The organism is Amycolatopsis sp. CFH S0740, assembly GCF_004522315.1.
Taxonomy (GTDB): Bacteria; Actinomycetota; Actinomycetes; order Mycobacteriales; family Pseudonocardiaceae; genus Amycolatopsis; species Amycolatopsis nivea.
The window spans coordinates 197719-220420 of record NZ_SDLS01000002.1 but is presented as its reverse complement, the minus strand read 5'-3'; the positions used below and the strand labels follow the sequence as shown (position 1 = coordinate 220420).

21 protein-coding genes are annotated in these 22702 nt (G+C 69.8%); 5 read left to right on the top strand and 16 right to left on the bottom strand.

Features of this window, described 5'->3' with window-relative positions; genetic code table 11:
- Positions 1 to 32 precede the first annotated feature (32 nt).
- The 3 genes from EIZ45_RS04290 to EIZ45_RS04280 are packed head-to-tail and all read left to right on the top strand — an operon-like array spanning position 33 to position 3169.
- Complete coding sequence (locus tag EIZ45_RS04290; protein ID WP_134661962.1) at positions 33 to 1073, top strand: 2-hydroxyacid dehydrogenase; 1041 nt, start codon at positions 33 to 35, stop codon at positions 1071 to 1073.
- Positions 1070 to 2518, top strand: coding sequence for an FGGY-family carbohydrate kinase (locus EIZ45_RS04285; RefSeq protein WP_134661961.1), 1449 nt, complete (start codon positions 1070 to 1072; stop codon positions 2516 to 2518). The genes EIZ45_RS04290 and EIZ45_RS04285 overlap by 4 nt, the downstream gene beginning before the upstream one ends.
- Entirely contained in the window at positions 2519 to 3169 is a 651-nt protein-coding gene (locus tag EIZ45_RS04280) for a class II aldolase/adducin family protein (RefSeq protein ID WP_037808161.1), read from the top strand.
- A gap of 16 nt (positions 3170 to 3185) precedes the next feature.
- On the opposite strand, the gene EIZ45_RS04275 is transcribed toward EIZ45_RS04280, so the two are convergent.
- The 12 genes from EIZ45_RS04275 to EIZ45_RS04220 all read right to left on the bottom strand — a co-directional run bounded on the left by EIZ45_RS04275 (position 3186) and on the right by EIZ45_RS04220 (position 15387).
- A complete protein-coding gene (locus tag EIZ45_RS04275; protein WP_037808158.1) occupies positions 3186 to 3551 on the bottom strand; it encodes a hypothetical protein in 366 nt (121 codons plus the stop codon).
- 16 nt (positions 3552 to 3567) lie between these two features.
- Positions 3568 to 4128: a hypothetical protein gene (locus EIZ45_RS04270; RefSeq protein ID WP_134661960.1), complete on the bottom strand. Its 561-nt coding sequence runs from the start codon at positions 4126 to 4128 to the stop codon at positions 3568 to 3570.
- A gap of 58 nt (positions 4129 to 4186) precedes the next feature.
- A complete protein-coding gene (locus EIZ45_RS04265; protein WP_037808156.1) occupies positions 4187 to 5620 on the bottom strand; it encodes an MBOAT family protein in 1434 nt (477 codons plus the stop codon).
- A gap of 576 nt (positions 5621 to 6196) precedes the next feature.
- Positions 6197 to 6868, bottom strand: coding sequence for a TetR/AcrR family transcriptional regulator (locus tag EIZ45_RS04260; protein ID WP_134661959.1), 672 nt, complete (start codon positions 6866 to 6868; stop codon positions 6197 to 6199).
- Positions 6869 to 6907: 39 nt separating this feature from the next.
- Complete coding sequence (gene rlmB, locus EIZ45_RS04255) at positions 6908 to 7864, bottom strand: 23S rRNA (guanosine(2251)-2'-O)-methyltransferase RlmB (protein WP_134661958.1); 957 nt, start codon at positions 7862 to 7864, stop codon at positions 6908 to 6910.
- A gap of 30 nt (positions 7865 to 7894) precedes the next feature.
- Complete coding sequence (gene cysS / locus EIZ45_RS04250) at positions 7895 to 9280, bottom strand: cysteine--tRNA ligase (protein ID WP_134661957.1); 1386 nt, start codon at positions 9278 to 9280, stop codon at positions 7895 to 7897.
- A 44-nt stretch (positions 9281 to 9324) separates the two neighbouring features.
- Complete coding sequence (locus EIZ45_RS04245; protein ID WP_043827186.1) at positions 9325 to 10011, bottom strand: HAD family hydrolase; 687 nt, start codon at positions 10009 to 10011, stop codon at positions 9325 to 9327.
- Between the two features lie 55 nt (positions 10012 to 10066).
- Positions 10067 to 11539 (bottom strand): ABC transporter substrate-binding protein, encoded by a 1473-nt coding sequence (locus EIZ45_RS04240; protein WP_134661956.1) that lies wholly within the window; start codon positions 11537 to 11539, stop codon positions 10067 to 10069.
- A complete protein-coding gene (locus EIZ45_RS04235; protein ID WP_134661955.1) occupies positions 11536 to 13533 on the bottom strand; it encodes a hypothetical protein in 1998 nt (665 codons plus the stop codon). The genes EIZ45_RS04240 and EIZ45_RS04235 overlap by 4 nt, the downstream gene beginning before the upstream one ends.
- Before the next feature lie 180 nt (positions 13534 to 13713).
- Positions 13714 to 14178, bottom strand: a complete 465-nt coding sequence (gene ispF / locus EIZ45_RS04230) for a 2-C-methyl-D-erythritol 2,4-cyclodiphosphate synthase (protein ID WP_043827349.1) — start codon at positions 14176 to 14178, stop codon at positions 13714 to 13716.
- A 5-nt stretch (positions 14179 to 14183) separates the two neighbouring features.
- Positions 14184 to 14828, bottom strand: coding sequence for a 2-C-methyl-D-erythritol 4-phosphate cytidylyltransferase (locus EIZ45_RS04225; protein WP_167756354.1), 645 nt, complete (start codon positions 14826 to 14828; stop codon positions 14184 to 14186).
- A 67-nt stretch (positions 14829 to 14895) separates the two neighbouring features.
- A complete protein-coding gene (locus tag EIZ45_RS04220; protein ID WP_009084200.1) occupies positions 14896 to 15387 on the bottom strand; it encodes a CarD family transcriptional regulator in 492 nt (163 codons plus the stop codon).
- A 274-nt stretch (positions 15388 to 15661) separates the two neighbouring features.
- Between EIZ45_RS04220 and EIZ45_RS04215 the strand changes: the two genes are divergently transcribed.
- Entirely contained in the window at positions 15662 to 16342 is a 681-nt protein-coding gene (locus EIZ45_RS04215) for a hypothetical protein (RefSeq protein WP_134661953.1), read from the top strand.
- A gap of 46 nt (positions 16343 to 16388) precedes the next feature.
- Positions 16389 to 17750 carry a DNA repair protein RadA gene (gene radA / locus EIZ45_RS04210; protein WP_037808135.1) on the top strand — a complete coding sequence of 454 codons (1362 nt, stop codon included), beginning with the start codon at positions 16389 to 16391 and terminating at the stop codon, positions 17748 to 17750.
- Here the strand turns inward: radA and EIZ45_RS04205 are convergent, their stop codons facing one another.
- The 4 genes from EIZ45_RS04205 to otsB all read right to left on the bottom strand — a co-directional run bounded on the left by EIZ45_RS04205 (position 17751) and on the right by otsB (position 22685).
- Positions 17751 to 18845, bottom strand: a complete 1095-nt coding sequence (locus EIZ45_RS04205; RefSeq protein ID WP_134661952.1) for a hypothetical protein — start codon at positions 18843 to 18845, stop codon at positions 17751 to 17753. It abuts the gene before it with no gap.
- A complete protein-coding gene (locus EIZ45_RS04200; protein WP_043827190.1) occupies positions 18842 to 19447 on the bottom strand; it encodes an RNA polymerase sigma factor in 606 nt (201 codons plus the stop codon). Before EIZ45_RS04200 ends, EIZ45_RS04205 begins: the two co-directional genes overlap by 4 nt.
- 39 nt (positions 19448 to 19486) lie before the next feature.
- Positions 19487 to 20020: a hypothetical protein gene (locus tag EIZ45_RS04195; RefSeq protein ID WP_037808127.1), complete on the bottom strand. Its 534-nt coding sequence runs from the start codon at positions 20018 to 20020 to the stop codon at positions 19487 to 19489.
- Between the two features lie 130 nt (positions 20021 to 20150).
- The gene (gene otsB, locus EIZ45_RS04190; protein WP_167756339.1) at positions 20151 to 22685 is read right to left on the bottom strand and encodes a trehalose-phosphatase; all 2535 of its coding nucleotides are present in this window, start codon (positions 22683 to 22685) and stop codon (positions 20151 to 20153) included.
- Between the last annotated feature and the right edge of the window lie 17 nt (positions 22686 to 22702).

The following is a 22702-nucleotide window of genomic DNA, read 5'->3' as shown; positions in this document are numbered from 1 at the left end:
ACAATCGGCACAGAGCGAGTGAGGGAGCAGAGTTGCACATTCTCGCTGCGGGAGACCACTTCGTCAGCCCCGGCCTGCTGGCCGGAGCCGTCCGCGCGGAACTCGGCGGCGGCCACGAGGTCGCCGAGCTGACGCTGCCGTGGCCGGTCGAGCCGTTCGGGCCGGTCGGCAACGTGCTGGAGGCGAGCGGTACCGAAGACCAGGTGATCGAGGCACTCGCCGGTGCCGAGGCCGTCGTCACGCAGATGGCCCCGTTCACCAAGAAGGTCTTCGCCGCCGCGCCGGAGCTCAAGCTCGTGTCGGTGTGCCGCGGCGGGCCGGTGAACGTCGACCTCGTCGCCGCCACCGAGGCCGGAGTCGCCGTCACGTACGCGCCGGGACGCAACGCGGGCGCGGCGGCCGAGTTCGCGGTCGGCATGATCCTCGCCGCGATGCGGCGGATCTCGACCTCCTCGGCTGAACTGCTCGCCGGCACCTGGCGTGGCGACTACTACGCCTACGACCAGGCCGGGCTGGAGCTGGGCGGCACCACGGTCGGGCTCGTCGGCTACGGCGCGATCGGGTCGCGGGTCACGAAGGTGCTCGTCGCGTTCGGGGCGAACGTCCTGGTAGCCGACCCCTATGCCGACCGTGCCGCGGTGGCAGCCGATGGCGCGCAGCTCGTCGAGCTTGACGAACTGCTCCGGCAGAGCCGAGTAGTGAGCCTTCATGCGCGGCTCACCGAGGAAACCCGGCACATGATCGACGCGAGCAAACTCGCTCTCCTGCCGGAGGGCGCGGTCCTCGTGAACACCGCTCGCGGTGGCCTGCTCGACTACGCGCCGCTGCCCGACGCCCTGCGTTCCGGACGGCTCGGAGCGCTCGCCCTCGACGTTTACGACGTCGAACCGCCGCCGGCGGACTGGGCGCTGCGCGACGCGCCCAACGTCATCGCGACCCCGCATCTCGCCGGCGCGAGCAGGCAGACCGCCGAGCGAGCGGCAGCGATCGTCGCCGCGGAAGTCGGCCGGTACGCCCGCGGCGAGCAGCTGGCCAACCTCGCGAATCCCGAGGTACTGGAGCGGCGGCCGTGATTGTCGGGGTCGACATCGGGACGTCGCTCACCAAGGCCGTGGTGTTCGACGAGGACGGCAGATCCATCGCGAGCGCGTGCACGCCGTCCGAGGTGTACCACCTGCCGGGCGGCCGGGTCGAGCAGGATCTCGACCAGGTCGTCGGCACGGTCGCGAAGGTGGTGCGCGAGGTCGCGGCCGCGCTGCCCGAGCCGGTGTCCGCGCTGGCCTTGACCGGACAGGGCGACGGGCTCTGGCTCCGCGACGAAGCAGGCGCCGCGGTGCACCCGGCGATCTCGTGGCTCGACGGCCGGGCGAACACGGTGCTCGCGAAATGGCAGGCCGACGGCGTGACCGCGGAAGTCTTCCGGCGCACCGGTTCCGGCATGTTCCCTGGCTGCACCGCGGCCATCATGTCCTATTTGGACACCCATGAACCTGCGGTGCTCGACCGTGCCGCCGTGGCCGGATACTGCGTGGACGCGGTGTTGCAGCGGCTCACCGGCGAGATCACAGTCGACGTTTCGGACGCGTCGCTGCCGTTCCTGAACCCGGCCACCCGCAGCTACGACGACGGTGCGATCGAGGCCTGCGGGCTGGGACATCGCCGGTCGTTGTTCGCGAAACCAGCTCCGGCGAAGTCGGTGTTCCGGCTCGACCGGCGCGGTTCGGAACTGCTCGGGTTGCCGGTCGGATTGCCAGTCACCGCAGGGCCGTTCGATCTGCCAGCCAGCGCGATCGGTGCTGGCGTACGGAAACCCGGCGACGGCATCCTCACCGCCGGGACCACGCTCGCCTGTCAGGTACTCACCTCCGACCCGACGTTCGATCCCGAAGCAGAACCCGCAGGCATGTTCCTGTGCACGCCCGATGAGCGCGAGTACCTGCACGCAATGCCCGCGATGGTCGGCACGGCAGGCATCGATTGGGCCTGCCAGTTGCTGGGCATCAGCGTCGAGGAAATCGACCCGCTGCTGGCAAACAGCAAGCCGGGCGCTAGCGGGGTTCGCGCGCTGCCGTTCCTTTCGGTATCGGGCGAACGCGCGCCGTTCGTCGACGCCGGAGCACGCGCACAGTTCTCTGGGCTGAGCCTCGAAACCGGTCGGGCCGACCTGGTCCGGGCGCTGTGCGAGTCGATCGCTTACGCCGCAAGGCATTGCTTTGACGCCGCCGGCCTGTCGGGACAGCTCTACGCCTGCGGCGGGGGAGTCCGTTCGCCCGAATGGCTGCAGATTTTCGCCGATGTACTCGGTCGTCCGGTCGTGATCCCGAGCGATCCCGGCGTCGGCGCGCGCGGTGCCGTGCTCACCGCCGCGGACGCGCTCGGAACGCCGTACGATCGGGATCGCTGGGCCGCGAACGCGCGAACGGTCGAGGCCCGGCCCGAAAATGTGGCTGACTACGAGCGCGGTTACGCCGACTACCAGGCTTCCCTGTCTGCCGCGCGCGGACTGTGGAGGCTGTGAATGATCCTGGAGAACGAGCGTGCCGCGGTCTGCGAGTACGCCCGCCGCTTGACCGCGGACGGCTTGGTCGTCGGCACCTCAGGCAACGTGTCGGCGCGGGCGGGTGACCTGGTCGCGGTAACCCCGACCGGCGTTGACTATGCCGCCCTCACTCCCGCCGACATCCCCGTGGTGGACCTCGACGGCAAGATTGCCGACGGTGCGCTGAAACCGACGAGCGAACTCCCGATGCACCTAGCCGTGTACACCCGCGCCACCGACCCGGAATCCGCCCCGGTGAACGCGGTCGTGCACACGCATTCGGTGCACGCCACCGCAGTGTCCACTTTGGTCACCGAAGTCCCGCCGATCCACTACATGCTCGCGGCAATCGGCCCCACGGCTCGCGTAGCCCCGTACGCGACCTACGGCACCACCGAACTTGCCGACGCGATGCTGCAAGCCCTGGACGATCGCCGAGGTTGCCTCCTGGCCAACCACGGCACGATCACCTATGGCGACTCGCTGGGGAGTGCGTACAGCCGGGCGCAGCAACTGGAATGGGTCTGCCAGGTGTGGCTGACGGCTCGATCCGCCGGTACTCCGGCTCTGTTGCCGCCAGCGGAAATCGAGCACGTGGTGGAGAAGCTCAAGGGATACGGCCAGCGATGACCGGCTAGGGCGCGACTTACGGCAGCGGTACGAGCGCTCCCATGCCTGCCCGTACGAACTGGGTCGACAGGCGTTGCGGCAACGGGTTCGGGTACAAAATGATCGACGCGAACGGCGACGGCGTGTACCCGGCCCCGCCGTTGCTCTGCAGGTGCACGCTGACGTGGACGTTGCGGTCAGCGGGAATCTCGAACGACACGGTGCCCCAGGAAACGACGTACTGGCGGCCGTCGATTCCCGCGATCGGGATGTACGCACCGGCGTGGAAGATGTGCGTGGAAATGTCGATCATGAGCAATCGCCGCGGGCCGTCGTGCGGGTCGACGTACGGGATGACATTCGGGGTGGACGACAGGTCTGGCGGCTCGGTCGGGTCAGTCATCGGTCCGGGCCTTCCGTCAGGGCGATGAGCGAAGCTTACCCTCGACGGATCGGTCGTCTGGTGCCGAAGGCCGGAGAGTCGCGCGCATCCGGCCGATTCGGCGCAGGATCCGTTCGCGGTTCTTCGCGGCTTTCAGCCAGGTCGGAAGCGCGGCGAGCATGGTCATGAGGCGTAGACCCCCGCCGTCCGCGGGCAACTGCTGCTCCCGAATCCGAGCGGCGACATAGGCTTCGAGGTAGTCCAGGTGTCGTTCGTTGTAGGCCCACAGCACATGTCCGTCGAAGTCGGTTTGCAGCCACAACGGGTGCTGCAGGAAAGGATCACGCGCGTTCCCCAGCGGAACTGGCGCGAGCTGAACGGAGTTTCGCGCGTCCTGAGTGTGACCGCAACGGCCGCACACTAGCCGTCTCGGGGCGAACAGGATCCTCTCAGTCGGCGGCGCGCCTGGTACGACGACGACTTTCGCGCAGCGCTCACAACGAGGGCAACGAACCAGCACCTCGTCAGCGGTGAAATCCCCTATCCACAGCTGTTGGTCGCGAAACCGCTCCCCGCCGTTGCTGGCTGCTGACCTCATGCGGGAAGCCTGACGTTCGCCTGTCCGGGACGTCAACCGGAATAAAGCGGCTCCGCGATCAGAACTGGTAGTACAGGAACGGGCTGAACGTCCCCGTAGCCACCAAGATCGCCGCGTAAACCAGGCCCACCGTCATGACCCCGATGCGCAGTGCGGTCGCTCCGCGGCTTCGGGACGATTCCAGCAGCGGGCCGGTCACCGGATGCGCCGGGAGGATGAACACGATCAGCGCCAGCAGCAGGATCACCAGCCGCTGGTTCGTCAGCGCGCTTTCCACGACGTCGCCGAGGCCGCCGAAATCCGGGATCAGCATGTGGCCGATCATCGACAGCGCATGACCCAGATCGGCTGAGCGGAAGAAGACCCAGCCGAACACGACCAGGATCAGGGTCAGCACTCGGCGGGCGATGCGGGCGACCGGGCTGGCGGGAGCGTCGCCGAGGTGGAAGCGGCGTTCGATGACCAGAAGTGCGCCGTGGTAGCAGCCCCAGATCAGGAACGTCCATTGCGCGCCGTGCCAGAAACCGGTCAGCACGAAGACGATCGACAGGTTCCGGTACGTCTTTCCGGCGCCCGAACGGTTGCCGCCCAGCGGGATGTAGACGTAGTCGCGGAACCAGCGGGACAGCGACATGTGCCAGCGGCGCCAGAACTCCGTGATCGTCACCGACGAGTACGGGCGCGCGAAGTTCTCCGGCAACCGGAAGCCGAGCATGCGGCCGAGGCCGATCGCCATGTCCGAGTAGCCGGAGAAGTCGAAGAACAGCTGCAGGGTGTAGCCGATCGCGCCGAGCCAGGCCGTCGTGAAGGTCATCTGGTTCGCGGGGGTCGAGAAGCAGGCTTCGACCATCGGGCTGAGCGAGTCGGCGATGATCGACTTCTTGCACAGGCCCAGCGCGAACCTCGGGAAGCCCGCCGCGATGTCGTCCAGCCGGTGCGAACGCCGTTGCGGAAGCTGGTCGGCGATCTCCCGGTAGCGCACGATGGGACCCGCCACCAACTGCGGGAACATCGCGATGTACGCGGCGAACGACACCGGGTTGCGCAGCGCGTGCCGCTCGCCGCGGTAGATGTCCACCACGTACGAGATGTGGTGGAAGGTGTAGAAGGAAATGCCGATCGGCACCACGATGTTCGCGACGCCCAGGTCGCCGCCGAACCAGTGCGCGACGGCGGCGATCTGCTGCGTCGCGAAACCGGCGTACTTCCAGATGACGAGCACGAGGACGTCGAGCGTGATGACGCCGATCAGGATCCGCTTCCGGCGCGTGCCGCGGACGTCCCACGGGCTCGGCTCCAGCGCGGGTCCGGCCAGGAAGTTCACCGCCATGCAGAGCAGCAGCAGGAACAGGTACGGGCCGGCGCCGATCGTGTAGAACAGCAAGCTCGCGACCGCGACGATGCCGTTGCGCCAACTGCGCGGGCACACCAGGACCGCGATCAGCACCGCGGGCATGAAGTACCACAAGAACAGCGGCGAAACGAACGACATCGGTGACGGACCCCCTCGGTTCCGGAGGAGACCTTAGCCCGAGCGGGTGGCTTCGCGGGGCGATGCCCGACGGATCACAGCACGAATCACCGAGGGTGACGGATTTGGGGGGATTTCGCCCTTCGCGACGGGGAAGTGGGCGGGTCGTGGAGCTGCGCCGTGGCTGGGGCGGGGAGTCTCATGGGGCGGGCGGCAGGCCGGGGGCGGCGGCTGGGTGGAAGGGCGGTGGGTGCGCGAGAGGGCAGGGCGGGGTGGGGTTGGTGCGGGAGAGCGGTGGGCGTGCGACGGGGTAACGCGCGGGGACGGTGGGCGCGCGGGCAGTGCGCGGGGCGGCGATTGGTGCGCGGTCGCGAGAGTGGTGAGCGTGCGATGTGGGGGCGGCGGAGCGGGATGTTGATGGGCGCGCGATGGCAGTGCGCGAGCGGCGGTTGGGGCGGCGGAGCGCGAAGGTGATGGACCCACGACACGGCAGCGCGACGGCAGCCGGGCCCCCGGAGCGGAAGAGCGCTGGCCGTGAAGATGCGCGACCACCAGCGGAAGCAGCCCGAGAGAGCCGCGCAAGCGAAGCGTCCAGGCTCAGTCGGTGATCCGGTCCAACCACTCACCCATCAATGCCTTCTCCGCCGCACTCAACCCCGACACCTGCGGCAGCACCGCCCGCAAAGCCGTAGCCGCCGCGGCGGGACCAGGTGTGCGGGACACCGGCCGGTCCGTGGTGATCGCTGCGATCACCGCTTCCCGGGCCGCGGCCGAGACCGCGAGGTCGCGGGAATCCGCAGGCGTCGAGATCAGGCTCAACGTCGCCCCCGAACCGGCGGCGTGGATCAAGGCCGCCGCAAGCGGCTCTGGCACCCGGAGTCGTCCGGCTGAAGCGATGCGGCTGACGCGCGTCGCGAGGATCTCCAGGGACTTCTCCAGCGCGGGCGAACGGCCGGGACGGGTGGTCATCAGCCGGTACAGCGCGGGGTTGGCTAGGCCGAACTCCAGGTGCTGATCCCAGCCCCGCCGCAGGTCGTCCAGTGGGTCCTCGGCGGGCGGCTCGGCGGTTTTCGCCTCCAGGTAATCCTCGTAGCCCTGGACGGTGATGGCGTCGAGCAGACCGTCCTTGTCTCCGAACAGTCGATAAATCGTCGGAGGTTGGACGCCTGCCGCCGAGCTCACCGCACGGGTCGACACCGCGTCCGGGCCGTCGCTGGTCAGCAGGTCCAGTGCGGCCGTGATGATGCGGGCGCGCGCGTCTTCGGGCATGTTATCAACGATAACAGCCCGTTGATTCCAGCGAAAAACTCAGACGCGTCCGGCGATCCGGCGACGGCGGGCGACCTCGGCCAGCAGCACCCCGGCGGCGACCGAGGCGTTCAGCGATTCCACGCCGGCCGCCATCGGGATCGAGACGGTCGCGTCGCAGGTTTCGCGGACCAGCCGGGACAGGCCGCGGCCTTCCGAGCCCAGGACGACGACCAGCGGGTCTGCGGCCAGTTCGAGCGCGTCGATGTCGACCGTGCCGTCGGCGTCGAGGCCGACGATCATCAGGCCCTTCGAAGCCCACGCGCGCAGCTGGCGCGTGAGGTTCGTGGCGACCGCGATCGGCAGCTTCGCCGCGGTACCAGCACTCGTGCGCCACGCGACCGCGGTCATTCCGGCGCTGCGGCGTTCCGGCAGCAGCACGCCCTGCGCGCCGAACGCCGCGGCGGAGCGGATCACCGCGCCGAGGTTGCGCGGGTCGGTGACGCCGTCGAGCGCGACGAACAGCGGGGTGTTGCCCGAGTCGCGCGCAGCCTGCATGAGGTCGTCCGGGTGCGCGTACTCGAACGGCGGCACCTGCAGGCCGAGGCCCTGGTGCATGGCCCGGTTGGTCTTGCGGTCCAGTTCCTCGCGCGGGATCTCCAGAATGGAGATGCCCTTGTCACCGGCCAGCCGGACGGCCTCGTTGACCCGGTCGTCGATGTCGATGTTGAGCGCGACGTACAGCGCCGTGCCCGGCACGTCCGCGCGCAGCGCCTCGACGACCGGGTTGCGGCCGGCGATCAGCTCCGGGCGGTCGGCCTTCTTCTGCCGGGCCTGGTCGCGCTTGTTGGCGGCGTTGGCAGCGCGGTACGCCTTGTGCCCGGGCCGGTCCTCAGCCCTCGGCGTCGGGCCCTTGCCCTCGAGCGCCTTGCGCCGCTGCCCGCCCGAACCGACGACGGCGCCCTTCTTGGTGCCGGTCTTGCGGATGGCACCTTTGCGCTGTGAGTTGCCTGCCATGAATCCTCAATCTCTGCTGCCGCGAGGAGGTCAGGAGTTCCTGACCGTCCATTGCGGACCGTTCGGGGTGTCTTCCACCGCGATCCCCGCCGCCACGAGACGGTCGCGGGCGGCGTCCGCGCGGGCGAAGTCCTTCGCCGCACGGGCCTCCTGGCGTTCGGCCAGCAGGGCTTCCACGAGCGTGCCCAGCGCGTCGCGGACGGGAGTGTCCGAGCCGCCGTCCGCCCAGTCCGGCGACAGCGGGTCGATGCCGAGCACGGCGGTCATCCCGCGGACCGTGCCGGCCAATTCGAGTGCCTTCGTGGTGTCGCCCCCGTCGAGGGCGGCGTTACCGTCGCGGACCGTGTTGTGCACCACGGCGAACGCGGCGGGCGTCGCCAGGTCGTCGTCCATCGCCGCGGCGAATTCCGGGGAGACCGGGCCGATGTCCACCGAACCGGCCGACTCCGCCCGGCGCAGGAACGCTTCGATCCGCCGGTAGCCCTGCGCGGCTTCGGTCACCGCGCCTTCGGAGTACTCGACGGTGGACCGGTAGTGCGGCTGCACCAGGTAGTAGCGCAGTTCGGGCGCGCGGTAGCGCTCCAGCATCGCCGGGATCGCGACCGTGTTGCCCAGCGACTTCGACATCTTCTCGCCGGACATGGTCACCCACGCGTTGTGCAGCCAGTAGCGGGCGAACCCGTCGCCCGCCGCGTTCGACTGTGCGCGTTCGTTCTCGTGGTGCGGGAACACCAGGTCAACGCCGCCGCCGTGGATGTCGAACTCGGCGCCGAGGTAGTTGGTCGCCATCGCCGAGCACTCCAGGTGCCAGCCGGGACGCCCCTCGCCCCACGGCGTCGGCCACGACGGCTCGCCCGGCTTCGCGCTCTTCCACAGCGTGAAGTCGCGCGAATCACGCTTGCCGCGGGTCGGCGTCTCGCCCTGCTGGACCTCGTCGAGCTGCTGTCCCGACAGCGTGCCGTACTCGGGGAACGACTTCACCGAGAAGTACACGTCGCCGTCGACGGCGTACGCGTGCCCGGCTTCGATCAGCCGCTCCATCAGCTGGACCATCTGCGTGACGTGCCCGGTCGCGCGCGGCGTGACCGACGGCGGGAGGCAGCCGAGATCCTCGTACGCCTTCTCGAACGCCCGCTCGTGCGTCGCCGCCCATTCCCACCAGGGACGACCGGCGTCGGCGGCCTTGGCGAGGATCTTGTCGTCGATGTCGGTGACGTTGCGGACCAGCAGGACGTCCAGTCCACTGTGGAGCAGCCAGCGGCGGAGCACGTCGTAATTCAGCATGCCGCGGACGTGCCCGATATGCGGTACTCCCTGCACGGTGGCACCACACACGTAGATCGACGCCGTTCCGCTGCGGACGGGAGAGAACTCCCGGGGGGCACGGGTCGCGGTGTCGTACAGGTGCAAAGCCACGAGGTAAAGGGTACCGGGGGCACTGTGGGAGACGTCGCAGGACGTCAGAGCACGCCGTGCTCCCGCAGCACGCCCAGCAGCGCGTCCGGCCGCTGCGCCGTGGGCAGCGGGTCGACCAGGGCGAACCGGCAGCCCAGCGCACGGGCGCCGCCGTCGGCCTCCTCGCTGTCGCCGACCATCAGCGTCTCCTCGGCGCGCACGCCGAGCCGCTCGATCGCCGACTGGAAGATCTCCGGCTCCGGCTTCACCGCTCCGACCTCGAAGGACAGGGTGAACTCGGCGACGTGCGCGTCCCAGCCGCGCTGGCCGAACGCGGGCCGGATGTCGAACGCGATGTTGCTCAGCACGCCCGCCTTGCGCCCGCTGCTCGCGACCGCCTTGAGCGCGGCCTCGGTGTCCGGGTAGGGCGTCCACTGGTCCGGGGCGATGAGCTGGGCGTACAGCGCCTCGGCCTGGTCGCGCCGGGGCACGCCGGACAGCCGCAGCACCTCGAGGTACACCTTCCGGTGCAGCTCCGGGTCGCGGTCGCGGTTGTGCCAGGCGTACAGGTGCTCCTCGTCGAGTTCGACGGACTGCTCGACCGGCGCGGTCATCCGCCGCATCAGCTCGGTCTGCGCTTCGACGTCGAGCGCCTCGCCGTCGTCGTCGCGCACGTCCTCGAGCCAGCCGTCCTGCTGCTCAAGCCGGAAAAGAGTGCCGGAGAAGTCGAACAACACCGCGTTGATGGCCACGCGCCAACCCTATCGGGCGACCCGGGTGCGCCGCCGCCCGTTTGTGGTGCCCGGCTCACGCCGCCGGGACGTAAAGCTCCACGAACTCCGGCGTCGCGTCGAGCCGGACGCGCAGGATCGGCACCGCCTTGTTCACCGGGTCGCCGCGGTCGTCGAACGAGATCATGCCGCTCGCTCCCGGGACCGCGGACTGTCCGTGCAGCCGGTTCCTCGCCTGCAGCACGTCCTGCGCGGTGACCTGCTCCGGAGACACCCGCGGGATGCCGCGGATGGCCCAGATCACGGTCAGCACCGCGTCGTGCGCCAGGATCGCGATGCCGTCGTCCAGCCGTTCCCTCGGGAAGACCGCGGTGAAGCAACCGGCGCACCCGGGTTCCTCGAAGCTCGCGACGGCCGCCTTGTTGAACGACTCCGGATGGTCGCGCCAGGCCTGCGGATGCGCGAGTCCCGGCGCGAGCACCGTGACGTTCGCCTGGAGGCCGCGGCGCATCTCCGGGCCGGGCGGGCCGACCTGGGCGAGGTCGCCGGTCAGCACGGTGAGGTGTTTGTCGAGGCAGGGCCGCTGGGCGAGCTGCGCGACGAACGACTTCAGGTGGTCCTCGCGGCCGGCGAAGTACACGACGTCCGGGTTGTCGCCGCAGATGTTGGGCATCATCTGCAGGAAGGTGTTCTCGATCCCGGGCAGGCTGGAGTCGTAGGACTCGGTGCGCCCGACGATCCGGTGCGTGGCGTCGGCGAACGTCTTGGTGAACGCCGTGGCCAGCGTCTTCGGGTACAGGTCGCCCGGGTTCTGGTCCTGCACGACGGTCGCGGTGTGCGCGGTCGGCTTCACGTAGCCCGCCATCGAACTGCCGTAGGTCGAGCTGGTCGGGGACACCCGCAGGAAGCCCGGGATCTGCGAAAACTCATCGGCGGCCAGGTGCGAGGCGACGACCGGGACACGGTGCTCGGACAGCTTCTGGATGGCGCTGCGCGCGGTGTCGAGGCTCAGCCCGATGCCGGTCACGCCCACGATCCGGTCGGCTCCGGTCCGGTCGATCAGGTCGTCGACCACCGGCTCCCACTGTTTGAGCTGGCTGCCGGGGTTGGCCAGCAGCAGCCGGATGAGCGGCACGCTGCCCCACGACTGCGTTTTGTTGGCCCGGTGCTGGGCGACATACGCCCCTTCGAGCTGATGCCGTACCCATTCGCGGGAAAGAATGTCGTGGTCGGTGAGCGTCATCGGCAGGAGCACCGCGATGGTCACGTACGGCTTCCCGGAACCGACGGTTTCGGTATTTTCCTGATGAATTCTGTTTTCCACATCAGCGAGGTCGGGAGAAAACACGAATTCGCCGTCAGTCGTGCCGATGCATTCGGAATTCTCACCGCGTTCCTCGACGCCGGCGCCGCACGTGCGATTCGCCTCGCTGATCGCCGGGACGACGACGAACGCGGCGACGACGATCACCACGACCAGCAGCACCGCGCCGCCGCCCCACAGCCACTTCGCCCACGCCGGCCGCGGCGGTTTGATCCGTTGCGTCATCGGTAGCGCTCCGCTCGCTCGTGCAACAGCATCGATCCTCGTCCCCGGCCTTGGGCCAGATGGTGGAATCCGCTCTCGATGGTGGCGTTGAGGGTGCCGCCCGGGTCGCCGAGCGGATCGCGCGCCAGCCACAGCGAAACGACCAGCCACGCCACGGTCGTCTCCAGTTCGCCTTCCCACTCGCCGACACGCTGCTGCACCTGGGTGTAGGGGTCCGCGTTCTCCACCAGCCGGTTGGGCGCGGCGGTGATCGTGTCCAGTTCGGCCAGCCACGCTTCCGCGGTCGGCACGTCGAACTCGGCGTGCGGCGCGCTGAGCGGTTTGCACAGATGCGTCACCACCGCCTCGACGTTCTCGAGCGCCAGGTCGTGGTAGCGAGCGGCGGCGACGCGGCCGTTCTTCTCGTAGAAATCGCGGCAGCGCGTGTGCACCTTTTCCCAGCTCAACGGGTGATCGTCGGCGCGCGTCGCCAGCTTCCGCAGCAGCAACCGGCGCAGCCACGGGTGCAGGACGTAGCGCGACGGGTCGTCCGGATCCGCCCGCAGCCACAGCTGATCGGCGAGCTGCTTGAACAGCGGTCCCTCGCCCATCGGATTGCGCAGATCGAGAATTTCCTTGTGGAACAGCATTTCCACGTCGACCGCGGCGCTCGCGGTGACGAGTTCCTGACGGCTCGCGGTGGAAAAGTCCTGGAGCAGGTAGTCGCACATCTGCGCGAGCAAAGTCGACTCGCTGCCGTCGTCCAGGGTTACCTTGGTGTACAAGGATTCCCGCAACGTGTTCGGATTGCCCGGCTCGTAGCGCGCGGCGAGCGTCTGCAGCACCTCGCGCACCGCGCCGGGGTGCCCGTCGGTGAGCCGGGACAGGAACCGCGGCAGCCGCGACGTCGGGTGCACGTCGTGCGCGGCGGCGACATCGACGACGTCGCCGCTGGAAAGCGTGCCGAGTTCCAGCAGGTACCAGGGAGACCAGCGGTTGTCCGGCTGGCCGGGGATCCAATCGGTTTCCACGTGCGCGGGCAGCCGCGGCACCGGCCAGTCGAGCCCGCTGGTCCGGTGCTCCGGGTTGCGCCGGATCTCCCGGTCGCTGCCCGGATGCGCGGTGACCATCGACCAGCTTTCGCTCCAGTCCGGATTCCACGTCCGGCTCGTCGCGATCACCACCAGCGGGTCGGCCTCGTCCGGCGTGTGCCTGCGCGCCTCGGCGAGCGCGCGAAGGAAGTCCTGTCCGCCCTTCGTGTGCGCGTTGTCCAGCAATACCAGGCAATTCATCGTCCGGCGGGTGCCGGAGATGCCGGAGTAGGCGCGGCGCAGGTCGGCGAGGAAGGCGTCGCAGATGATCGCGTCGACCGCCGCCCGGTCCTCGTCGTCGCCGTGGGCGTGCTTGGCGATTTCGATCAGGAAGTCCTGGTGGTTGCCGTGCCCGGTCGGCATGGCTTTGACCTTGCCCATCAGCCGCCGCCGGTCATACCAGCTGAGCCCGCGCAGCAGGAGTTCGGTCGCCTCGTTCCAGCCGGGAAGGCTGTTGCCCGACGTGACGCCGCCGACGAGCTTCACGACGTCCACGATCGCGTCGCGATTGCGTTCCAGCGGCTGGTTTTGCGCGATCAGATCCCGGAGTTTGCGCAGTGCGGCCCGCCGGTCGCCGAGTTCGACCGGAGCGCTGAGCACGAGCATGCACAGCCACAAGCGAGGAAACGCGATACGGCCGAATTGCCGCCATTGCCGGCCGAGATCAAACGCCAAGTGGCCCAGCAGTTCCCGCGGCTGGATCTGCTCCCAGTCGCGCCGCTCGAAATCGACGAGCGCGTGCGGGATGTCCTCGCACCGGGTGCGCAATTCCTCCAGCAGCGCCGACTTCCCCGCACCGCGCACGCCGAGCGCGACCGCGATCGGCAGCGGTCTGCTCTGCCCGCCCGGACGGGACAGCAGTTCCTCGACCAGCCTCCCGGTGATCGAACGTACTCCGGACAATCGATGCGCATCGACGGGCATCGTCCCCCTTTGGCCGGGCGGCCCCGCTCCCTGCCGCCGCAAACGTCGCGGAATAACTATAATGAGCCGCGGGTGCCCGCGCAGAAGTTAGCGAAGATCGTTTTCCGATGACCGGGTGGTTAGCGCTGGTCAGGTATCGCGAAGAATGGAATATTACGATTCCGGGTGAGCGAATTTAACTCAGCCGCGGATCAGCAGCGCGGTCGCGACCGCCGCGATGCCCTCGCCGCGTCCGGTGAGGCCGAGCCCGTCCGACGTGGTTCCCGAGACGCTCACCGGTCCGCCGATCGCGTCGCTCAGCACCTGCTGCGCCTCGTCGCGCCGTTTCCCGATTCGCGGGTGGTTGCCGATGACCTGCACGGTCGCGTTGGAGACCTGCCAGCCTTCCGCCCGCAGCAGGGCACGCACCTCGACGAGCATGTCGGTGCCGTGCGCGCCGTCCATGCGCGGGTCTCCGGTCCCGAAGACCGCCCCGAGATCGCCGAGGCCCGCGGCGGACAGCAGGGCGTCGCACAGCGCGTGTGCCGCGACGTCGCCGTCCGAGTGGCCCGCGCAGCCGTCGACGCCCGGCCACCGCAGACCGGCCATCCAGCATTCGCGGCCCGGTTCGACCGGATGGACGTCGACTCCGTTGCCTACCCGCAGATCGGTCACAGGGGATCCTCCCGGTCTCCGCCGGCGACGAGCGCTTCGGCGAGGGTGAGTTCGAAGGCGCTCGCGACGCGCATCGCGTCCGGATCGCCGGGGACGGTGGCCGCGCCCGCGGTGTCGGCGAGACCGGGGTCAGCGGAATCGGCGAGTGCGGAACGGAAAGCGGAAAGGGAAAAACCAACCGGGGTTTGCGCACTGCGAAGACCGTCGCGATCGACGGTGGCGGTGACAATTCCGGATTCGTCGGTGGCTTTCACCGTGTCGGACATCGGCAGCACCGGAACCGCGACGGGCGCGCCGTTCCGGACCGCGGCCAGCACGCGGCGGACCGTCCGTTGTGGAGTGAACGCCCGCAGCGCGTCGTGCACCAGTACGACGGCGTCCGAGGCAAGCAGGGGCTCGACGGCGGCGAACGCCTGCCGGAGCGAGGAGCCGGGAACGACCCGGCATTCGAGGCCGCGCAATGCCTCGGAAAACGACTTCGCACACCGCTCGGGGGCTGCGGCGACCACCAGATCGATCTCCGGTGTGCCGAGCAGCCCCCGCACGGTGTGCGTGAGTAGTGCTGCACCGCCGACCGCCGCGAGCGCGAGCTCAGGATCGGCCGGACGGTGCGCGACAGTCACGAACGCGACGCTGTGCACCTGTGGGTTCATCAGGTCGTGATCGTAGGGAACCGGTTGCCTCGGCGGCTAACCGGAGGACCCGGGGTCAGACCGTCGCGGTCTCTAGCACCTCGTCGAGGAGCGTTTCCGCCTTGCCCTCGTCGGTGCCCTCCGCGAGCGCGAGCTCGCTGACCAGGATTTGCCGTGCTTTCGCCAGCATGCGTTTCTCGCCGGCTGAAAGTCCGCGGTCCTTTTCTCGCCGCCAGAGGTCGCGCACCACTTCGGCCACCTTGTTCACATCGCCGGAGGCGAGCTTCTCCAGGTTGGCCTTGTACCGACGAGACCAGTTCGTGGGCTCTTCGGTGTGCGGAGCACGCAGAACATCGAAGACCTTGTCCAGTCCTTCTTGCCCGACGACATCGCGCACGCCGACGATCTCGGCGTTGTCCGCGGGCACGCGAACCGTAAGATCCCCTTGCGCGACTTTGAGGACGAGGTACTTCTTTTCCTCGCCCTTGATCACGCGGGTCTCGATCGCTTCGATGAGTGCGGCACCGTGGTGCGGGTAGACGACGGTCTCTCCGACCTTGAAAACCATGTGTCCTCTGCCCCTTTCGCTGACTCCATCCTATCACGGCCCGTCGGCGGCCACCTAGCGACCCGGGATCGTCGTCGCAGGTCAGCGGCCTGAGCAGGGCTTGACAAACCGGTTTTCGCCGTGCTCATGCAGGTGAGCCGACAGCGCCCCGACCGGCGCTGTGGGATCCTTTGTGGACAGTCGATCGGCCGGGAACGCACACCGGTTCCGCGCGCGGAGAACCGCCCGGCTAGTCTTCGGGAAGGACGAGGCCGTGAAAGGGAAGGACTCTGACGTGAGGCTGCAGAATCGCCGCGTGCTCGGCGCAGGCGTGTCGGCGCTCGGCGCCGCACTCGTGCTCGCCGGTTGCGGAGCCGGTCAGATCACTCAGACCGACACCCAGCAGCCCGCCGTCAACGGCACCTACGCCCAGGTGAAGACGATCGTGCTGCGCAACGCCGCGGTGCAGTACCCGGCGCAGGGCCCCGGCTACGCGGCCGGTTCGCCCGCCCCGCTCACGCTCACCGTGATCAACCAGGGCCAGCAGGACGACAAGCTCGTCTCGGTGACCTCCGAGGGCGCTTCCGGCCCCGCGCAGATCTCCGGGGACACGGCGATCGTCGCCGGCCACTCGCTCGTGATCGGCCCGGCCGACGCGGTCGAGCAGGGCGCCCCGCCGCAGTCGGAGTCGGCGAACAGCACGCCCGCCTCCGACGCGAACCAGCCGGCCAGCGGCGCGCCCAGCTCCGCCCCGAGCAGCTCGGCGAGCTCGGCCCCCAACTCGGCGTCGAACGCGCCGCAGACGGGCGAGAGCGGCGGCGCGGCGAGCCAGCTCGGCTCCGGCAAGGTCGTGCTGCCGGGCCTCAAGCAGCCGCTGTGGCCGGGCGCGACGATCAAGGTCACCTTCACCTTCCAGAACGCCGGCCCGATCGTGGTCGAGCTGCCGGTCGCGGCACCCGCGCACGCGGGCTCCTGACCGCGTCGCCGCGAGTTTTGTCGGTGTCCGCCGATAGCCTCGCGGAGTGGTGAAGAAGACCAGCACCGTCCACCGGTGCGCGGAATGCGGGTACGAAACGGCGAAGTGGGTCGGTCGCTGCCCGGAATGCCAGGCGTGGGGCACGCTCGAGGAGCGCGGCTCCGCGAAACCGGCGATCGCGCGGGTGGCCGCCGGAGCGCCGAGCGCGCCCGCGAGGCCGATCGCCGAGGTCGACGTCGAGGCAGCCAGGGCGAAGGCCACCGGCGTGCCGGAACTGGACCGGGTGCTCGGCGGCGGGCTCGTGCCCGGCGCGGTCGCGCTGCTGGCCGGTGAACCCGGGGTCGGCAAATCCACGCTGCTGCTCGAAGTCGCGTATCAATGGGCGGTCACGGCGGGGCGTTCGCTGTACGTCACCGGCGAGGAATCCGCGGGACAGGTCCGGCTGCGCGCCGAGCGCACCGGCAACGTGCACGGTGAGATGTTCCTCGCGGCGGAGAGCGACCTGTCCGCGATCCTCGGGCACGTCGACGCGGTGAAGCCGGGCGTGCTGATCGTCGATTCGGTCCAGACCATGGCATCGCCGCAGGTCGAGGGCTCGCCGGGCGGGGTGACGCAGGTTCGCGCGGTCACCTCCGGGCTCGTCGCGCTCGCCAAGGAACGCGGGCTGCCGGTCTTGCTCGTGGGACATGTCACGAAGGACGGTTCGGTCGCCGGTCCGCGCGTGCTCGAGCACCTGGTGGACGTGGTGCTGCAATTCGAGGGCGACAAGCATTCCACGCTGCGAATGGTGCGCGGCATCAAGAACCGGTTCGGCGCGGCGGACGAGATCGGCTGTTTCGAGCTCACCGAGGGAGGCATCGTCGGGGTGCCGGACCCGTCCGGTCTGTTCCTGAGCCGGACCGCGGAAGCGGTGCCGGGCACCGCGGTCACGGTCGCGGTCGAGGGGAAGCGGCCGCTGCTGGGCGAGGTGCAGGCGCTGGTGTCGAGCAGCGGGATGCCACAGCCGCGGCGTGCCGTGAGCGGCCTCGATTCGGCACGGGTCGCCATGGTGCTCGCCGTGATGGAGAAGCGCGGCCGGCTGAAGCTGGGCGACAAGGACGTCTACGTCGCGACGGTCGGCGGCATGAAGATCACCGAGCCCGCCATCGACCTGGCGCTGGTGCTCGCGCTGACCTCGTCGCTGCACGACGTGGCCCTGTCGCCCCGGCTGGTCGCGGTGGGCGAGGTCGGGCTGGCGGGCGAGATCCGGCGGGTGCCGAACGTCGGGCGGCGGCTGGCCGAGGCGGCCCGGCTCGGCTTCACGCACGCGTTGGTGCCGCCGGATTCCGGCAAGCTCCCGGACGGCATCCGAGTGCTGGAGGTGCCCGACGTGGCGAGCGCGCTCAACGCGGCGAACCACGCGAAATGATCAGTCTCCCGCCCGGTCGGTGGTCTCGGAGGAGAATTGCGCGGAGCTGACCAAAGTGCCGGGCGCGAATCCGGTGCCGCGGCTCGCGGAGAGCACTTGGAGGTCGGTCAGCTGAAGCTGTGTCCGGTTGAGCGAGACGAGCACTCGGTACGGGCCGGCGAGCACCGCGTATTGCACGAAGTCCGGAGCGTCCTGCACCAACTGGAAGCCGAGCACCGGGTTGTCCATCGCTTTCACGAAAGCGCCCCGCAGCTCGCGCGACGCGTACCCGGAAGCGAGGACGTTCAGGATCATCCCGGTCGCCGACGGATAGGTGATGAGGGTGGGGCCATCCGGAGCGTTGTAGTTCAACGGCTGCGGCAGCGGCCCGTCGCGCGTCGGCGACAACTCCGGAGGGATGCGGTCCTTCAGGAGGCGATTGGTCAGCTGGTTCGGGTCGGTCGGCAGGCCCGCGACGAAGTCCGGGGTCGGCTGGGACCAGCCCAGCTGAGTGGTGGAGGCCTCGTCTCCGGGGAAGCGCGCGTCGCGTGTGAACCGCCCGCCGGGCGCGGACTCCTCGGCCTGGGATGGCCCCGGCAGTTTCGCGCTGTCCCGGGGATCCCCGCCGAGCAACGTCGGCGGTTCGGCGCGGGTCCAGCGACGTTTCCAGACGCCGGACGGATCGGCCGGGATCCACAGGTCCACTTGTTCCGGGACCCTGAACACACTGCTCCCGCTCACCAGCACGGCGCGGCTGTACTTGGTCACGACGTGGGTGAACGGCGCGCCCGCTTCGCGCCGGTCCACCGGGGCGGCCGGGCCGGCGGGAGCCAGCGTCGTCGGCGCGGTGGCGAGTTCCCGGACCACGACCACGCCGCCGGTGACGAGCGCGACCGCCGCGGCCACGGCGATCCACCGCCACGCGCCGGAGCGCTTTTTCCGTTGCGGGACAACCGGTTCTGCCGATTCGCTCACTGCCGCGGCGGCCCGCATCATGCTCGCGCGGGCCCGGTCGAGTTCGGTGCGGTCGGTGGCCGTCTCGTGCGGGTGCAGCGCGGCGAGGGCCTCGTCGAGTTCGGCATCGGACCACAGATGCCGCACGGTGTCGTCGTTCACTGGTCTTTCGCCTCCTCGCGGGTCGACGCGCCTGCGTTGGTGCGCAGCCATCTGCGGATCCGGTGCAGTCTCGAACGGACGGTGCCCGGCGGGATGCCGAGCGCCTCGGCGACTTCGACCGGTTCCAGCCCGGCCCACGAGACCAGCAGCAGCGTGTCGCGGTCGGCGACGCTCAGCTTCGCGAGCGCGCCGGCCAGCTGTGCCGCGCGGGCCTGTGCGTCCACCTGCTCGGCGACCCTGGTGTCGTGTCCGCCGTGGCCGCGGTCGCCGGAATTCGCGAGCCGCGCGGTGGCTCGCAGCGCCCGGGTTTCGCTGCGGACGTGGTGGCGCAGCAGGTTCGTCGCGATCCCGTACAGCCACGAGCGCGCGGTGCCCAGCTCCGGTTGGTACGACTCCCGGCGGCGCAGCGCGACGAGGAACGTCTCGGCGACGAGATCGTGCGCGGCATCCGGGCCGACGCGGCGCGCGAGGTAGCGGTGCATGGTCGCCGCGTGCGCGTCGAACAGCCGCCCGAAGGCCGGGGCGGGATCGGGTCCGCCCAGGTCGGGGCGGTCCTGCGGGCCGGTCGACACCGGCTCGGGACCGTCGTGGGTCACCTGCATACCCACTCTTGCCCGCGGCGCGGGCGAGCGTTCACGGCCTCACCAGATGGGATGGTCGCTGAACTTCTCCAGCGTGCTCACCGACGGCCGGACGAACCAGAGCCCGGCGCTGTAGCCGATCAGGCCGATGGCGAAATTCGCGAAGGTCGCGAGCAGTTCGGGCAGGCCGAGCTTGCCGTGGTTGCCCCAGAGATCCACCAGCGCGGACACCCCGAGCGCGATCAGGCAGCTGATCGACAGCACGGTGAAGCAGGCGGTCAGCGTCGCGCGCGTGCCGCGGGCCCTGGCGGTCACCAGGTAGTCGCCTTGCAGGCAGCGGCGTGCGGACAGCACGACCACGGCGATGGCGAGCACGGACAGCATCGGCAGCAGCAGCGCGGCGAGACCGAGCAGCCCGCGCGGCAGGCTGTGCCCGTGCAGCGGACGGTTCACGAGCGCGGTGATGCCGAAAACGAGCAGCGTGCCGATCGCCAGCGAAACCCCGATGACCACGGACGCGACGCGCACCCGGGCGGCGAACAACGGCGGCAGCGGGGCGTACTCCGCGGACTGCTGCCCGTAGTACTGCTTCACCGCATCACCTCCGCGCCGGCAACCCGAACGAACGTGCAAATGCTCGTGAAGACCACCTTAACGGAATGCGATTCCGGCAAGGCGGCCTTCACGGCACTTGTCACCGAGGCGTGCTAACGGGCTTGCCTGATCAAGCCTTCTCGGCAAGGAGATTCGCGCACCGGATGAGGCCGATGTGCGAGTACGCCTGCGGGTGGTTGCCGAGCGAGCGCTCCGCGACCGGGTCGAACTGCTCGGGCAGCAGCCCGGTCGGGCCCGCCGCGTCGACGATCTGCGCGAACAGCTCCTCGGCCTCGTTGCGCCGCCCGGTGCACAGGTACGCCTCGATCAGCCAGGCCGCGCAGATGTGGAAGCCGCCCTCGCCGCCGGGAAGGCCGTCGTCGCGCCGGTAGCGGTACACCGTGGAACCGCTGCGCAGTTCGGCTTCGATCGCCGTCACGGTTTTCTGGAACCGGTCGTCCGCCGGGTCGATGAGGCCGGTGAGGCCCACGAACAGGGACGCCGCGTCGAGGTCGGTGCCGTCGTAGGCGGTGGTGAACGCCTGCACCTCTTCGTTCCAGCCGTGCTCGAGCACGTCGGCCTTGATCTGGTCGCGCAGCGTCGGCCAGGCGCCGGGGACGTCGCGGCCGTACTCGTCGCCGAGCCGCACCGCGCGGTCGATGGTCACCCAGCACATCACCCGCGAGTACACCCGGTGCCGCGGCACGTGCCGCTCTTCCCAGATGCCGTGGTCCGGCTCGTTCCAGCGCCGCGTGACGGCCTCGGCCATCGCGCGCACCATCTGCCAGTCCTCGTCGCGCAGTTCGCCGCGCACCTCCGCCAGCGTCGCGACCAGTTCCACGACCGGGCCGAACACGTCGAGCTGCACCTGGTGGTTGGCGAGGTTGCCGACGCGCACCGGCCGCGAACCGGCGTACCCGGGCAGCGATTCGATGACCGCCTCCGCGCCGATGACGCTTCCGGCCAGCGTGTACAGCGGGTGCAGCCGCTCCGGGCCGGCCAGTGTGGCGAGCACGCCGTGCAACCACTTCAGGTAGCCCTCGGCCTCCTCGTGCGAACCGAGGTGCACCAGTTCGCGCACGGTCATCGCGGCGTCGCGGATCCAGCAGTAGCGGTAGTCCCAGTTGCGGACCCCGCCGATCTCCTCCGGCAGCGACGACGTCGCGGCGGCCAGCACGCCGCCGGTGTCGGTGTTGACCAGCCCGCGCAGGGTCAGCGCGGAGCGGCGCACCAGTTCGGTCTGCACGGTCGGCAGCTTGAGCTTCGCCGCCCAGTCGCTCCAGTACCGGCCCGCCCGGTCCCGGCGGTCCACTTCGGACAGTTCGTGCGCGGAGAGATCCGTGGTGCCGCAGCGCAATTCGAGCACCACCGGCTGCTCCGGCGTCGGCTGGACGAGCGCGGTCGCGGTGTCCTGCAGCCCGTCGGAGGCGATCGACCATTCGACGCCGGGCGAGCGCAGCACGAACGGCTCCGACGTGCCCAGCACGCGCAGGCCCTCGGCCTCGGCGACCAGCCGCACCGGCACGCCGCCGAATTCCGGCCGCGGCGCGAACACGACCTGTGCCACCGCCTCGCCGGAGATCACGCGCACGAGGTCGGTGCGGTGCCCGGGGCTTTCCGGCTCGAGATAGTCCGTGACGAGCAGTCGCGACCAGCGCGTCTCGACCGTCATCGTGTTCGGCAGATACCGCTGGCCGAGCGGGAGCCCGTTGCGGTGCGGTTTGATCGAGAAATGCCCGGCCCCGGGGCCGCCGAGCAGGTCGGCGAACACCGCGGGGGCGTCCGGGCCGGGGTGGCACAGCCAGGTCAGCTTCGCGTCCGGCGTCACCAGCGCGACCGAACGCTCGTTGGCGAGCAGCGACAGCCGCTCGATCGGCGGCGCGGACTCGCCGTACAGCCAGTTGCGCCGCTCTTCCAGGAGGAACGCGAGCACCATCGCGACGTCGACGGTGTCGGGCACGTGGTACTCGGCGAGCGATTCGCCGTCGCCGACCTTGATGCCGAGGTCCGGACCGGCGAGCCGGGCGAACGCCTTCTCGTCGGTGACGTCGTCGCCGAGGAACACCGCCGCGGTGGCCCCGACCTGGTGGCGCAGGGTGTCCAGCGCGTTGCCCTTGTCGGTCTTCACGACCGCCAGCTCGACGACTTCCTTGCCGTCGGTGGTCGTGACGCCCTCCCACTTCGACGGGCCTTCGTGCACGTCCGAGAGGACGCGCCGGCCCGCGTTGTGCTCGGCGCGGCGCACGTGCACCGCGATGCTCGCCGGCTTGACCTCGAGCGACACCCCGGGCACGTCGAGCACCAGCTGTTCCAGCTCGTGTTCGAGCCGCCGGTGCAGCGCCTTCGCGTCCTCGTCGAGCGCGTGGATGAAGCCGATGTCGAACTCGGACCCGTGGCTGCCGACCAGGTTGACCTCGGACGGCAGCCGCGACAGCGTCGCGAGGTCCCGCAGAGCCCGGCCGGAGATCACGGCGGTGGTCGTTTCGTGCAGGCCGGCGAGCGATCTCAACGCGCCGACGGACTCGGGCAGCGGCCGCGCCTCGTCCGGGTTCGCGGTGATGGGGGCCAACGTGCCGTCGTAGTCGCAGGCGACCAGCAGGCGCGGGGTACGGGCGATCTGCACGATCGCGCGCCGTAGCTCCGCGGGCAACGCCTCGGCGGTCAACACTCCTCCTCAGGAGG

What these genes read in the sequence shown, in the direction of transcription:
- EIZ45_RS04235 (WP_134661955.1), bottom strand. Translation starts at nt 13,533, where the DNA reads ATGCCCGTCGATGCGCATCGATTGTCCGGAGTACGTTCGATCACCGGG.
- EIZ45_RS04240 (WP_134661956.1), bottom strand. Translation starts at nt 11,539, where the DNA reads ATGACGCAACGGATCAAACCGCCGCGGCCGGCGTGGGCGAAGTGGCTG.
- EIZ45_RS04265 (WP_037808156.1), bottom strand. Translation starts at nt 5,620, where the DNA reads ATGTCGTTCGTTTCGCCGCTGTTCTTGTGGTACTTCATGCCCGCGGTG.
- EIZ45_RS04280 (WP_037808161.1), top strand. Translation starts at nt 2,519, where the DNA reads ATGATCCTGGAGAACGAGCGTGCCGCGGTCTGCGAGTACGCCCGCCGC.
- EIZ45_RS04200 (WP_043827190.1), bottom strand. Translation starts at nt 19,447, where the DNA reads ATGCAGGTGACCCACGACGGTCCCGAGCCGGTGTCGACCGGCCCGCAG.
- EIZ45_RS04275 (WP_037808158.1), bottom strand. Translation starts at nt 3,551, where the DNA reads ATGACTGACCCGACCGAGCCGCCAGACCTGTCGTCCACCCCGAATGTC.
- rlmB (WP_134661958.1), bottom strand. Translation starts at nt 7,864, where the DNA reads ATGGCAGGCAACTCACAGCGCAAAGGTGCCATCCGCAAGACCGGCACC.
- EIZ45_RS04260 (WP_134661959.1), bottom strand. Translation starts at nt 6,868, where the DNA reads ATGCCCGAAGACGCGCGCGCCCGCATCATCACGGCCGCACTGGACCTG.
- EIZ45_RS04270 (WP_134661960.1), bottom strand. Translation starts at nt 4,128, where the DNA reads ATGAGGTCAGCAGCCAGCAACGGCGGGGAGCGGTTTCGCGACCAACAG.
- EIZ45_RS04220 (WP_009084200.1), bottom strand. Translation starts at nt 15,387, where the DNA reads ATGGTTTTCAAGGTCGGAGAGACCGTCGTCTACCCGCACCACGGTGCC.